At 64.0% G+C, this 13,036-nt stretch carries 13 protein-coding genes and 4 pseudogenes; 13 read left to right on the plus strand and 4 right to left on the minus strand.

The genetic code is table 11. The annotated features are described in order from the left end of the window. Positions 1-4: 4 nt before the first annotated feature. From AADZ78_RS15040 to AADZ78_RS15085, 10 genes and pseudogenes are all read left to right on the plus strand, one after another. Positions 5-670 carry a UdgX family uracil-DNA binding protein gene (locus AADZ78_RS15040; protein ID WP_085250142.1) on the plus strand — a complete coding sequence of 222 codons (666 nt, stop codon included), beginning with the start codon at positions 5-7 and terminating at the stop codon, positions 668-670. After that, positions 663-821 (plus strand): annotated as a pseudogene (locus tag AADZ78_RS15045) (hypothetical protein); the annotation flags it as partial. The gene AADZ78_RS15040 and the pseudogene AADZ78_RS15045, both read left to right, overlap by 8 nt. 619 nt (positions 822-1,440) lie before the next feature. Then, positions 1,441-3,072: a malonate decarboxylase subunit alpha gene (gene mdcA / locus AADZ78_RS15050; RefSeq protein WP_085250144.1), complete on the plus strand. Its 1,632-nt coding sequence runs from the start codon at positions 1,441-1,443 to the stop codon at positions 3,070-3,072. Positions 3,073-3,096: 24 nt separating this feature from the next. Continuing rightward, positions 3,097-3,954 (plus strand): triphosphoribosyl-dephospho-CoA synthase MdcB, encoded by an 858-nt coding sequence (gene mdcB / locus AADZ78_RS15055; protein ID WP_239656727.1) that lies wholly within the window; start codon positions 3,097-3,099, stop codon positions 3,952-3,954. Then, positions 3,942-4,253: a malonate decarboxylase acyl carrier protein gene (gene mdcC, locus AADZ78_RS15060; RefSeq protein ID WP_085250146.1), complete on the plus strand. Its 312-nt coding sequence runs from the start codon at positions 3,942-3,944 to the stop codon at positions 4,251-4,253. The genes mdcB and mdcC overlap by 13 nt, the downstream gene beginning before the upstream one ends. Then, positions 4,250-5,965, plus strand: a complete 1,716-nt coding sequence (locus AADZ78_RS15065) for a biotin-independent malonate decarboxylase subunit beta (RefSeq protein ID WP_204903392.1) — start codon at positions 4,250-4,252, stop codon at positions 5,963-5,965. The genes mdcC and AADZ78_RS15065 overlap by 4 nt, the downstream gene beginning before the upstream one ends. Further along, positions 5,962-6,582 (plus strand): malonate decarboxylase holo-ACP synthase, encoded by a 621-nt coding sequence (locus AADZ78_RS15070; protein ID WP_169726277.1) that lies wholly within the window; start codon positions 5,962-5,964, stop codon positions 6,580-6,582. Before AADZ78_RS15065 ends, AADZ78_RS15070 begins: the two co-directional genes overlap by 4 nt. Beyond that, positions 6,579-7,511 (plus strand): ACP S-malonyltransferase, encoded by a 933-nt coding sequence (locus tag AADZ78_RS15075; RefSeq protein WP_085250148.1) that lies wholly within the window; start codon positions 6,579-6,581, stop codon positions 7,509-7,511. Before AADZ78_RS15070 ends, AADZ78_RS15075 begins: the two co-directional genes overlap by 4 nt. A gap of 127 nt (positions 7,512-7,638) precedes the next feature. After that, positions 7,639-8,610: a LysR family transcriptional regulator gene (locus tag AADZ78_RS15080; RefSeq protein ID WP_085250149.1), complete on the plus strand. Its 972-nt coding sequence runs from the start codon at positions 7,639-7,641 to the stop codon at positions 8,608-8,610. 281 nt (positions 8,611-8,891) lie between these two features. Next, positions 8,892-9,212 (plus strand): hypothetical protein, encoded by a 321-nt coding sequence (locus AADZ78_RS15085; RefSeq protein WP_085250150.1) that lies wholly within the window; start codon positions 8,892-8,894, stop codon positions 9,210-9,212. A gap of 209 nt (positions 9,213-9,421) precedes the next feature. Here AADZ78_RS15085 and AADZ78_RS15090 read toward each other — a convergent pair. Together AADZ78_RS15090 and AADZ78_RS15095 are read right to left on the minus strand one after the other, a co-directional pair. Then, positions 9,422-9,697, minus strand: a pseudogene (locus AADZ78_RS15090) (transposase); the annotation flags it as partial. Between the two features lie 91 nt (positions 9,698-9,788). Beyond that, positions 9,789-10,130, minus strand: coding sequence for a hypothetical protein (locus AADZ78_RS15095; RefSeq protein ID WP_085250151.1), 342 nt, complete (start codon positions 10,128-10,130; stop codon positions 9,789-9,791). A gap of 258 nt (positions 10,131-10,388) precedes the next feature. Between AADZ78_RS15095 and AADZ78_RS15100 the strand changes: the two are divergent. Both AADZ78_RS15100 and AADZ78_RS15105 read left to right on the plus strand, forming a co-directional pair. Beyond that, a pseudogene (locus AADZ78_RS15100) lies at positions 10,389-10,571 on the plus strand (DUF1360 domain-containing protein); the annotation flags it as partial. Between the two features lie 41 nt (positions 10,572-10,612). Next, a pseudogene (locus AADZ78_RS15105) lies at positions 10,613-10,873 on the plus strand (uracil-DNA glycosylase family protein); the annotation flags it as partial. A 77-nt stretch (positions 10,874-10,950) separates the two neighbouring features. Here AADZ78_RS15105 and AADZ78_RS15110 read toward each other — a convergent pair. Continuing rightward, a complete protein-coding gene (locus AADZ78_RS15110) occupies positions 10,951-12,129 on the minus strand; it encodes an SDR family oxidoreductase (RefSeq protein WP_264033197.1) in 1,179 nt (392 codons plus the stop codon). Positions 12,130-12,325: 196 nt separating this feature from the next. Here AADZ78_RS15110 and AADZ78_RS15115 point away from each other — a divergent pair, with 196 nt between their 5' ends. Next, positions 12,326-12,706 (plus strand): hypothetical protein, encoded by a 381-nt coding sequence (locus AADZ78_RS15115; RefSeq protein ID WP_085250154.1) that lies wholly within the window; start codon positions 12,326-12,328, stop codon positions 12,704-12,706. A gap of 128 nt (positions 12,707-12,834) precedes the next feature. Here the strand turns inward: AADZ78_RS15115 and AADZ78_RS15120 are convergent, their stop codons facing one another. Next, complete coding sequence (locus tag AADZ78_RS15120) at positions 12,835-12,972, minus strand: hypothetical protein (RefSeq protein ID WP_169726278.1); 138 nt, start codon at positions 12,970-12,972, stop codon at positions 12,835-12,837. Positions 12,973-13,036 lie beyond the last annotated feature (64 nt).

Consider the following 13,036-nt stretch of genomic DNA (forward strand, 5'->3'; position numbering starts at 1 on the left):
ATCAATGACCAAGGCAAAATTCCCGGGTGCGGAGCACTACCTGCCTGACGATCACGCGCTGAGTTCCCTGGCGGAGGCGGCAAGCAGCTGTCAGGGTTGTGTCCTGTACGAGAACGCCACCCAGACCGTCTTCGGTCACGGCAGACATGATGCGCCGCTGATGTTGGTTGGTGAGCAACCCGGGGATCGTGAGGACCTGGAAGGGCTTCCGTTCGTCGGTCCGGCCGGTCGACTGCTCGAGCGTGCTCTCGACGACGCCAATATCGGTGTCGAGCTAACCTATCAGACTAATGCCGTCAAGCATTTTAAGTTCAGCAGGTCGGGCAAGCGCCGGATACACCAGAAGCCGGGGCGGACTGAAGTCGTCGCCTGTCAACCCTGGCTGATCGCCGAAATTGAGGCGGTACAGCCGAGACTGATCGTCTGTCTCGGTGCAACCGCCGCACAATCCTTGCTGGGCAGTGCGTTTCGGTTAACCGCCCATCGGGGTGAGCATTTGCATCTGCCAGCAACCCTTGGCGTCGACGTAGATCCACAACCGGTGGTCATGGCCACCGTTCATCCATCGGCGATCCTGCGTGATCGCAGCGCAGGCCATCGCGAGAGCTACCGGTTATTCGTCGACGACCTGCGGAATGCGGGGGCCGGCGTCGACCTCGAGAGACGGTGATTTGAGCGGCGTGCTGGGCATCATCTGCGCTGCCGAACGGAATTACCCCGCCACGCTGGATCGGTTCTGCGATCGATTTGCTCCCTATAACTTTCGGCAACACATGATGCGTCCCTTATCTAGTCGGGAAGAAGCAACTGCTTATGTGGCTGGCCCGTCACTTCGTGCCCTGCACCTTGCAACTTACGGCTGCACGCGTGATGTGTTGTGCCTCAAGCATAGTCGCCGCGATACGGAGTTGAACCGCCTGCAACGCAACCAATCAGGATCCTAATCGATAAAATCAGCAATTCCATTGGACGCAAGTGCGTCCGGACCCCATAGTGGGACGTACCACGCATCACCTGTAGTGCAGATCGGGAGGCCACATGCCGCACATACACTGGCCGCGCGGTGGCGCAAGTCATTTCGCGACCACAAGTGGTGGGATCACTGACGGCGATGGCCGCGATCGTCGCTCCAGCGGAATCCGCACACGTCCTCGAACAGAACAGTGTTCGGCCGCACGGTATTCGGGATCCCGGGTCAACACGCGAACTCGCCCTCGATGGCCTCGGTGCTCGATCTGGATCCCAACCGCCGTTGTCAGTTCCGGTGGCAATGTCGTTGCTTTACGACGACGCGCTCGGTTGGCGGCCGAGGATCTTCAGCGATCGACGCTGACATCTCACCGCGCCGAGTTCAGCGGTCGGGCACACCTGACCCTGTCCTCCCACCCACATAGCGTCACCGTCCATATCCGGTCTGCTAGCGGATCCGGGTACTAAGCGATGCCTCGCTGGGACACCCGCCGCCGTGCGAAAGCCGAACGGATCGCGGCCGGCCGGACTTGCGCCGACGACAAGGTAGTCGACCGGCACCGGCTCGTCGATCTCCTGCACGCCGTGATCCGCCCGGGAGACCGGGTCGTACTCGAAGGTGACAATCAAAAGCAAGCCGACTTTCTCTCCCGCTCCCTGGCCGGCTGCGACCCGATCCGCCTACACGACCTGCACATGCTCATCCCCTCTGTGTCGCGGGCCGAGCATCTGGACCTGTTCGACCGGGGAATCGCCACCGCGCTCGATCTCGCCTACGCAGGTCCCCAGAGCGTACGTATCGCGCAGATGGTCGACGACGGCGTGGTCCGCATCGGGGCGATCCACACCTATATCGAGTTGTACGCGCGCATGTTTGCCGACCTCGCCCCTGACGTGGCGCTGCTGTGTGCCGAACGGGCCGACCGCGACGGCAACCTGTACACCGGACCCAACACCGAGGACACTCCGACCCTCGCCGAGGCCGTCGCATTCCACGACGGCGTCGTCATCGTACAAACAAACGAGATCGTCGATGCCGAAAAACTTCCCCGAGTAGACATTCCGGGCAGCTGGATCGACTTCGTGGTGACCGCCGACCGGCCGTACGCCCTGGAGCCACTGTTCACCCGAGACCCGCGCCGCATCGGCGAACTAGACATTCTGAAAGCAATGATCGCCATCCGCGGGGTCTATGAACGCCACCAAGTGATGTCACTCAACCACGGAGTCGGATACGACACCGCCGCAATCGAACTGATCTTGCCCACCTACGGTGAGAGCCTTGGTTTGAAGGGCAAGATCGCCCGGCACTGGGCGCTCAATCCGCATCCGACCTTGATCCCGGCCATCGAATCCGGGTGGGTTGCCTCGATCCACAGCTTCGGCGGTGAACCCGGCATGGAGCGCTACACGGCCGCCCGACCCGATGTGTTCTTTACCGGCGCGGACGGATCGCTGCGATCCAACCGGGCCTTGGCCCAACTGGTCGGCCAATATGCCGTTGACATGTTCATCGGCTCCTCGCTGCAGATCGACCGCGACGCCAACTCATCCACAGTTACCGACGGACGCCTAGCGGGATTTGGCGGGGCACCCAACCTGGGCCACGATCCGCACGGGCGCCGACACCCGTCGCCGGCCTGGCTCGACCTCGCTCACGGTCAGAGCGCTGGCCGGCGCGGCCGCAAGCTGGTCGTGCAGATCGCAAAGACCTTCCGCACGGGTGGTGTACCCACCTTTGTCGAGACCCTCGACGCGCTGGATGGCGGGCGGCGGGCTGGCATGCCGCTGCCGCCGGTGATGATCTACGGTGACGACGTCTCCCACGTCGTCACCGAAGAAGGCGTCGCCTACCTGTACAAGGCTCACTCGCTGGCCGATCGGCGCGCCGCCCTGGCCGCCGTTGCGGGCGTCACACCGGTGGGACGACTCGCCCGCCGAACCGAAGCCCTGCGCCGCGACGGCCTGGTCGCCTTTCCCCAAGACCTGGGAGTCGACACCCGCCTCGCCACGCGGTCATTGCTGGCCGCACGCGGTATCGATGACCTGGTCGCCTGGTCCGGAGGTCTGTACGACCCACCACCACGGTTCCGGGACTGGTAAATGGTGCCACCCCTGGTATGCGCAGTGCAGTCTCCTGCACTCGGGACCCACGAGATCGCCGATCTGGCGGTCTATGCCCTGCGCGAGGAAGCCGAACTGACTCCCAAGCCTGGCCTCGTCGACCGGCGCGGTCCCGGAGCCCACACGGACATGTCCCTCGCCCTGCTGTTCACCTCCGCGGACGCGCTACGCTCGGCGTTCTACGAATGTGCCTGCGCCGCCATGGAACTCGACCTCGGAATCGAGCTACGGGCACGTGTCGGGTGTATTGGCCGAGCCGGCGAGCGGTCAATGCTGACCGCCACCGGCGGGGTCAATACTCACCGCGGCGCGCTGTGGGCGCTGGGACTGCTGTGCGCCGCCGCAGGCGCCGGCGCCACGACGGTTCACGAGTCCGTCGACTTCGCGGCACGCCTAGCCCGCATCCCTGATCCCGCCCTCGCAGCCCATCACCACACCCAAGGGTCACATGGGGCCCTCGCTCGGCGCCGCTATCGCGCCCTCGGCGCCCCTGGCGAGGCCAGGGCAGCGTTTCCCCACGTCACCGATCATGCACTGCCCACGCTACGTGCGGGCCTGGCCACCGGCTGCGACCCTTCACTGGCCCGCCACGACGCGCTGCTCGCACTGATCGCCCGCCTCGACGACACCTGCCTATTGCACCGCGGCGGCCGCGCCGGACTGACGGCCATCCAATCCGCGGCCAGGTCCTGTCTGACCGCGGGTGGGATTCGGACACCCCAAGGACGCCAACGCTTTTGGATGCTCGATCAACTCTGTGCCCGACGGCGGCTGTCCCCTGGCGGCGCCGGGGATCTGCTCGCCGCCACCGTTTACCTCGATGCCTTTGACCGAAGGAGCGACCCATCATGCAGACACTGAACTACCACTTCCCTGCCAGACAGCAGGTCACCAACCCGGCACACGTCGGAGTCGTCGCCTCGGGAGACCTCGAAATACTCCTCGAGCCCCCAGCGGGCGATCACCCGGACGATGCGTCAGTACGCGTGCGCACCAGTGTCAACGGCTTCGACACCGTTTGGCGCGAGGTGCTGGAACGATTCTTCGCCCACACCCCACTCGCCGGGCGCTGGGAGCTTAATGACTACGGCGCAACTCCCGGTGTAGTCACCCTTCGGCTCCGCCAGGCGGCCGATGCGGCGTGCGGTGGTCGCCCATGAACGCCCCGGTTGACCACCTCCGCACGGGCCAAACCTGGCAGCAAATGCTTGCCCGGCGCAGTTTCATCGAGCTCGACGCGCTTGCCCGCTGCACCTCCCTGCTCGACGACGGAACGCTGCGGGTCCTGGCCGATCCGTTCGCCCGGCTGGAGTCACCGTGGCTGGACCCCCAGGGAATCACCCCACAGTCCGATGACGGCGTGGTGATCGCACGCGGCACAATGGACCGCACACCGGTTGTCGTCGCCGCCATCGAACAGCATTTCCAGGGCGGCGCGATCGGGGAAGTCTCCGGCGCCAAGATCGCCCAGGGGCTGCTGCTAGCGGCAGCCGAATCGCGGGCCGGCGCCCCTGTGGCTGCGGTGATTCTGTTCGAGACCGGCGGGGTGCGGCTGCAAGAAGCAAATCTTGGCCTCAACGCTGTCGCTGAAATCTGTTCGGCTCTACTGGATTTGCGACCTCTGGCACCGGTCATCGGTGTGGTCGCCGGCACCGTTGGATCGTTCGGCGGCATGAGCATCGCCGCCGGACTGTGCACGCGCCTGATCGTGACCCCGCAGGCCCGCATCGGCCTCAACGGACCGGAAGTTATCGAACAAGAGCACGGTATAGACGAATTCGACTCCTGCGACCGCGCGCTGGTCTGGTCCGTCGATGGCGGTCGGGCCCGCCACGCGGCCGCACTGGCCGACGACCTCGTCCCCGACGACGCGGACCGGATCCGCAGCACGGTCGTCGCGGCTCTGCGCGCAGGAGTGCCCCCGTCAGGCCAGCATCGCAGCGAACGCATCGACCTGCTCGCCCGTCGACTCGCCACTGTCGACCGCATCGACCCGCCCACCGCCGAGCAATTGCACCAAATCGCCCGGCCGACCTGCCACCCGAGGACCGCGCTCACCCCACCGGACTCCCGGGGACGAACATGGCTGGCCGCACTCACCGCAGGGCACACCACAGAACCCGTAATCCCGTCGGTGTTGCGCGTGCTGACCGATACCGCACTGTACCTTGCCGTCATACCCGACCCGGACAACGCCTACCGGTGTGCCCGCAACGGCGAAGTCGGACTGACCGAAGCACTGGCCCTGGCTCAAGCCATCCACGAACTGATCGACGCAGACCGCTCGGCAACCGCCAAACGTGCCGTCGTTGCCATCGTCGACCTGCCCAGCCAAGCCTACGGACGTGTCGAAGAAATCGTCGGACTGCACCAAGCCATGGCAACAACCGTCGACGCGTATCACACCGCCCGCACCACGGGACATCCAGTGATCGCACTCGTCGTCGGAACGGCCCTGTCCGGCGGCTTCCTCACCCACGGGCTGCAGGCCAACCAAATCCTGGCCCTGGACGACCCCGGGGTCCAGATCCACGCCATGCACCGCGATGCCGCCGCCCGCGTCACCCAGCGCACCGTCAAAGAGCTCGACGACCTTGCCAACACCATCGCACCGCTGAGCTATCGCGTATCCGATTGGGCGACACTGGGATTTTGCGATGAACGCCTTTCGGTAGATGACGCAGACACCCCAACCCAGCACGATGTCACGGCGGTCACAACAGCCATTGCCGAAGCGGTCGAACGCGCCCGCCATGGCCCGACAGACCTATCCAACCGACTCGATTCGCCCGCCGCCCAGCGCACCCGCCACGCTTCCCGCGCGGTGCGCGACGTGCTGGCCCGCCAGTGGAACGGCCCGGGTAGATCGTGAACCGGCCACGGCCGCACGACCTGCTCCGAATCACGGTCACCGCGGACCTCATACCAGCCCATGCACCGGCCTGGGTGTCCGCCGCCCTGACACGAGTGCCCTGGGTGGTGGTCCGACGCGCCACTACGCGGCCGGGGCGCATCGACGTCGGGGTCCGCGGCGCCACCAGGTCAGACCGATACGCGATGTCGGTCGCCTACTCGACCGTCGAAACCGTCGTAACACCAGAGCAACTCGCCCGCGTCGATCTTTCCACGCAACGAAAGGTCGCTGCCATCGATGCACTGCGGTTCTTGCGGCCGCATCTGCTGGGCACCCAGCTGCCCTGGGGGCCAACCGGCGCAGTGGGATTCGAACTCGCTTCACGTGCGCCGACCGTGCATCCGATGAGTGATCTCGACCTCGTGCTCTACCTCGACACGCAGAATCGGGCTGCGCTGCAGCGGATTCATGAACTCGACTGTGCGTTTCGCAACGCACCCGTGCGCGTGGACTGCCAGGCCGAAACCCGCTGGGGTGCGATCGCGTTCTCCGAAATCACCTCAGGAGCAGCACAACTGCTGGCCAAAACGGCAGCCGGACCGCGCCTGATCGACGCCAAGGCACTGACACGATGAGTGTGGCACTGCTCTTTCCCGGGCAAGGCGCCCAACGTGCCGGCATGCTGGCTGACCTCCCCAAGACGCCGGCGGCCCAGGCAGTGATCGCGCAATCCCACGCCACGTGCGAAGACCTCGGCATCACCGGCCCACTCGACGCCCCCGAGTACCAGTCCGACACTGTCGCCGCGCAGCTCAGCCTGCTGATTGCCGGCGTAGCCTGCGGCAGAGCGCTACTCGACGACAAGGGGCTAACGGCGCAATATGTCGCGGGCCACTCGGTTGGGACGTTCGCAGCCGCGGTCATCGCGGGTGCGCTCACCCTGCGCGAGGCGCTGATCGCCGTGCACCTGCGCGCCGAGTCGATGCGCGCCGTTTGCAGCGAGCGCACCTGGGCAATGGCCGCAGTCACCGGCCTGACAACCGCGGCCGCCCACCAGCTCGCCAACCGTGCCGCCACCCCCGACCAGCCCGTGTGGGTGGCCAATATCAACACGGCAACCCAGACCGTCCTCGGTGGCACAGCGCCGGCATTGAGTGATGCCGAACAGCTCGCCCGCCGCGCTGGAGCCACCTCGTTCACCCACCTCGACATGGAGATTGCCTCACACGGGCCCGTTCAAGAACCCACGTCCCGCGCCCTGCGATCACACTTGTCGACCATCCCCCGCAGAACGCTCAAACTGAGGTACATCACCAACACCGGCGGCCGAGCGGTCGGTTCGGCTTGGCCTGTGCTCGACGACCTCGCGGACTCGCCAGCTCAGGCCGTCCGCTGGTACGACGGCGTTCGGCTGATGGCCGAACTCGGTGTCACGTGCACCGTGGAATCGCTGCCGGGGCACACACTCACCAGACTGGTCGCAATAGCGGTACCGGTCATCACCGCGGCGGCCCTCGATGAACATGGGCTCACCCGCACATGCGCACTGGCCACTCGCCCTTGAATCAGAAGCGCACGATCTCCACTCGATCCGCTAAATCTATTGGGCTGAACGTGATTTCGCGAACGTACTGACCACGCCCGCGAACGCGCCCGTCGAGAACAGCAATCACGTCCAATACAATTATCAAATGATCGATTCGGATTCTGATTGGTTTGCGCTGCTAGCGCCTCAACTCAGCATCGCGGTGGCTGTGTTAGAGGAACAACACATCACTCGGGCGGCCCACAAGTTGGGAGTGCCACAACCCACCGTGACCGCGGCGATGCGTCGTATTGGTGAGGCCATCGGTGCACCGCTGGTTCAACAGTCGGGCCGCGGAATCGCAATCACCCCAGCCGGTCGCGCCTTCCTGCCCAGCGCCCGAGTCGCGTTGACCAGCCTGCGAGCTGCCCGCCATGAAGTAAGCGACATCATCGATCCCGATCACGGCCGAGTCGGCCTGGGCTTTGTCCACAGCCGTGGGGTGCGCGACGTACCCGTGCTCATCGACGCTTTCTTGGCGGCATATCCCGACATCACCTTCGGACTTCAACAAGGCCCGATCGACGAACTGCTTGAACAGATGCTCAGCGGCACCATCGATGTGGCAGTCGTGGCGCCGATTCCCGACGACCCACGCTTGGAATCGGTGGTGCTCGATGACGAGCGCCTATACCTGGTTGTTAGCACCAGGCATCGTCTTGCCCGTCGACGCTCCGTCAGGTGGCACGAGGTTGCCGGTGAGTCGTTTATCGCATTGACCGAGCCTTACGGTTTACGACAGGTATTCGATCGTCTGTGTGCCCAAGCAGGTTTCGAGCCGGCTCTGGTGTTCGAAGGGCAGGAGATCACCACGGTGCGCGGCCTCGTTCGCGCGGGCCTGGGAGTTGCGCTGCTGCCAGGTTGTCCCGATGCCCGGCAGAGACACGCCGAGGAGGGACTCGCCGAGATACCCATCAGTCGTCCTGTGGCCCATCGCGAGGTGGGAGCAATATGGATCAAAAACCGCCACCCGTCTCCGGCCGCAAGACGCTTCATCGAATTCCTGACAACTTCGGGTGTCCGCGTGCTGGCCGAATCTCGCGACGGGCAGTGCGGGGCAGCGCAGTCCAAACGATGAGCGGCATATTCGGTCCACGAAGTACACCGGTTCTAACCGCACTATGAGCTACTCTCGGACGTCCTCGACAGACGTCGCCTGTCGATCAACGCCCAGTGTTACCACCGAAATGCGAAACCCGACTTGGGCTTCGCGATCGCAGCAACCGCAGGACCGAATTGAGGCTCCGCGAGCAATATCAATCAGATTTCGAATCGATTTGATCAACTATCCTATTGGACGTGATTGGTTATGAGAGGTCACAGTTGGGACGTCCTATACGCCACACGTAGGAGTCCCTTATGGATACGCAGTCCACGCGTCTTGCCGCTGTCTGTCACGGCCGATGTCGGGAGGACGTCGCTGACGGCGATCACAATCGCCATCATTCAGGTCGCACCATCGCTCTCACCGACAACACCCGGCTGACTGCGCCATCGACCGTTGCGACGACGCGACCTAGCCGCAGTCATCTCGACGCCAGCATTGCGGGCGCACACAGCCGGGGCTACAAGCAATACGACCTCATCGTCATCAGCATCCTGTGCTTCACCATTATCCATCGCCGCTGTTACGGTGCCGTGTCGACAGTTATGCAACGCACCACCGCCTCTAACTCATGAAACGCAACCACGCAGCTGGTTGTGCACTCCGGGCAACCGCGCCAGCAACTTCGACGTGGCGCTGGCTTCCGGTGCCGAGGCGCTTTCAGCGTCGATCGGGCGGAACCGTAGCTCCCCCCCAAGGGCTGGCAGCGCGCAGAGCGGTAGTCGACTGGCTACTCGAGAAAAAGCAGACGTCTGCCGATCTGGATACGCATCAACGCCCGTGGCGCCAGCTGTGTGGTGAGTTGGTGGGCTGCTTCCCGCCGTAGATGCACGCGCCGACGATCTAGTCCGGTCAGCTTGGCTTTGGCTGCCCGATGACCGTGCGCTCCGGGGATACGGCGGGAAAGTTCACGACTGGCCCGCCGCCGCGCCAGCAGGGTGGCTTTCAGCGGGGCCGGATTCTCATACTCGACGACGGTTTCGACGCCGGTGACGGGATCGATCGTGGCGACGGTGGCCAGAGTGCGCACGCCGAGGTTGTGGGTGGTTTGCGGCAGTGGCGGCCCGATATCCCTTCAGTAGTGCGCATTATTGGTGCGGCGCGCGTGGGGTGCGGGTGGGGATTAACTTGCAGCGCAAGGAATTCCTTATTCACATCCAGATGTGGTGACGCCGCGGGCAGGCGCTCTCCGCGAGGCGAGGTCGAGAAAGTTTGAATTGATCGATGAGGTTCGATACTTCGTTGAGTTCGTGGCGCAGGTTCTGAAATCCGACTTCGTCAGCTGCGTCGAGCAAACCCACGGCGCCGTAGTGCGCCAGGCGTCGTAGCCGGCCGGCCAGCACGGTACCCCACCTTATGCTGAAGTCGTAGATTTGGTCTTCGGTCACAGAGTCCTGTTGTGCGAGTGCCCGTAACTCGGTGAGTTGTTCATCGAGCAATTCCGTGTCATCGGCGACGGCTGTCACCGTCGGGTGCTCAAGTATTGCGCTCATGACCACTCCTGATCAGTCCCGCGTTGTCACAGCCGTGGATTGGTCACGTTGGACCACCTACGGCTTCACCTTCCTGGGTGCGATATACCCGATTGGGCCCAATTACTATGCCCGACGCGGATGTCACTGTCTTTTGGGCGATGCGTCCTGTCTCGCGGCGGGATTCCCGTGCGAATGGCGTACACGTGCCGTGTATTGCGGGCGCACGCAGCCACTTTGGCAGTGGATTGCTTGCCGCCGAACGGGTACCCGGGCACAGCTTTGGGGGAGATGTTGACATGCCCATTCTGTCTCGATATGTGGGTGGCCACGATGTTTGCCATCGGGTTGATCTATGCGCCCCGGTTAACGCGTCCGATCGCGGGCACCTTCACCGCATTGGCGGGTGCCGACTTTCTTCACCTTGGCTATGCGATGGCGCAGCAGTCGGCGCAGGGATGAGCTAGCGCACCGCGAAACGTGTTGAGAACGCGCGATCAAAGCCGAGACTGATCGTCTGTCTCGGTGCAACCGCCGCACAATCCTTGCTGGGCAGTGCGTTTCGGTTAACCGCCCATCGGGGTGAGCATTTGCATCTGCCAGCAACCCTTGGCGTCGACGTAGAACCAGAACCGGTGGTCATGGCCACCGTTCATCCATCGGCGATCCTGCGTGATCGCAGCGCAGGCCATCGCGAGAGCTACCGGTTATTCGTCGACGACCTGCGGAATGCGGGGGCCGGCGTCGACCTCGAGAGACGGTGACCCGGCCAATACTCGAAAAGGTCAGCCAGACCAGCGGGTTCAGCCAGCTCTGCACCGCTCGACCCAGCTGGCCCGAGTCATCGCTGAACTCGGCGGCGGGCCCACTGAGCGGCCGCGGCAGTGCTTACCAGAGTCAGACCCGGCACGAGAGTTCGAGCGTGCCGCGACGCCCACGACTGGCCACTGTGTGAATGCGAACGGCTGTCAAAGACTCCGTGCGCACCGTGGTCCTCGCCGCCGGGTCCATCCAGCGGCTCCCAGAGGTTGGCGGGCCGATCGGGACCGACCGGCTGATCCGTCTGCTGGGAGTCATATCCGGTGCGAGCCAGGTAGCGGTCGAGTAATCCAGGGACCAGACGTTGAGCCACAACGGTTCCGACTGTGCTGGCGCCGACCCAGTACTGCTTGCGGCGTGGATGATCCAGTGCGTAGACCACTCCACGAGCGGCGACTTCAGGCTGATATATCGGGGGAACCGGCTGAGGGTGATTGGTCATGCGCGACCGCACCCAGGAGAATTGCGGAGTGTTGACCGCCGGCATCTGTACCACGGTGATCCGAACGTTGCTGCGTGCGTGCATCAGCTCGGTGCGTACCGATTCGGTGAACCCGTTGATCGCGTGCTTGGCGCCACAATAGGCCGACTGCAGCGGTATGGCGCGGCTGCCCAGCGCCGAACCTACCTGCACGATCACACCAGAATCACGTGTGCGCATGTGATCGAGCGCGACCTTGGTGCCGTGTACGTAGCCCAGGTAGCTCACCTCGGTCACTCGGCGGTATTCATCCGGCTCGATGGCGGTGAACGGCGCGAACAATGACGTGAACGCCACGTTGATCCACGCGTCGATGGGGCCAAAGCGTTCCTCGACCTGACGCGCCGCCCGCTCCACCGCGCTGAAATCCGCTACGTCGGTGGGAATCGGAAGGGCTTCGCCGCCCGCGGCCCGCACCTCGGCGGCTGCGGCATCCAAGCCTGTCGTACCACGGGCCAGCAGTCCGATGCGGCTTTCACGCTGTGCCAGCAACCGTACGGTGGCCCGTCCGATGCCGGCGCTGGCGCCTGTAACCACCACCACCTGCGGAGTCTTGCGGTTTTGTCGGCGTACCCCGACTTCCGGCCATCCGCTGGCGATTCGTTGAAAGGTCTCGGCCAGTTGGGCTGTCGCTTCGCTGAACTGGCCAACCAGTGCTCTTGCGGTACTGGGGCCGCTGGGCCGAACCGGGTATATCATCGGCACGTCAGACGCAGACATGAGTGCTCCCCAGTGCTTGGCAATATCGTCCGACTACCCCTCGGATATACGGATAAACATTTGCTCGCCGGCTGGTGCCATCTGGGCCTGCCCGGCACGGCACATCGTGTTTCAGCACAACGAACGTGGGTAGTTGACAAGAAGTCGCGTGCGGCTGTGGCGCGATAAGGCTGCGAGATCCTACGAAGGGGGGCGCATGAATCTGTCGAACCAACAAACCGGCGAGCGCATCTCCAATGTGAGCACCCAATCGCCGAAGAATAGCGATCACGGCCGTCGCCGTCGTGGATTGGTGAACTGGGGGCTGGCGTTGCTGACGGTTCCAGCGGCGCTGTTGATCATGATGTTGGCGGTCGGCGCGGCAATGAGCATCGCCGCGTGTAGCGCTGCGCAATGCCCACAGCTGGGGCCGAGCGGCATCGTGTACGGCGTGTTGCTTTATGGCGCACCGGTGGTTGCCGCCTTGACAATCGTTGTCTCCTGCTTCACCGCGTTCCGTCGCTTGGGCTTCCTTGTTCCAGTCTCTGGGTTCGCCTTGCTCCTCGCCGATGTCGTGTTTACGGCAATGTTGTTTTGAGACGTCGATCCCGCGCAAAACTCGAAAATGGCGGTCCTGCATAGGGTTCCGATGATCCATACAGGCGAATCGTAGGCAGAGATGAATGGGCCCAGACCGCTGCGGACTGGACCCATTCGCGCGACAAGCTACTGCCTGGCCTTCTCGCGTTCCTCGGCCGCAGCCGCACCGCCGCGAGCCGATGCTGCTTCGGCTTCCTTCGCCTTGCCCTTCACGCCCTCAACGACGCCCTCGACGGCCTCTCGTGGGGCACTTTTGTTCGCCATGCGTCTCCTCCTTGTCGTTGCTTGGCTTACCTGGACTTCGCGCCCGGTCTGTTGCGCTCAGCCG

Origin of the sequence: Mycobacterium riyadhense, from assembly GCF_963853645.1 — a bacterium.
Taxonomy (GTDB): domain Bacteria; phylum Actinomycetota; class Actinomycetes; order Mycobacteriales; family Mycobacteriaceae; genus Mycobacterium; species Mycobacterium riyadhense.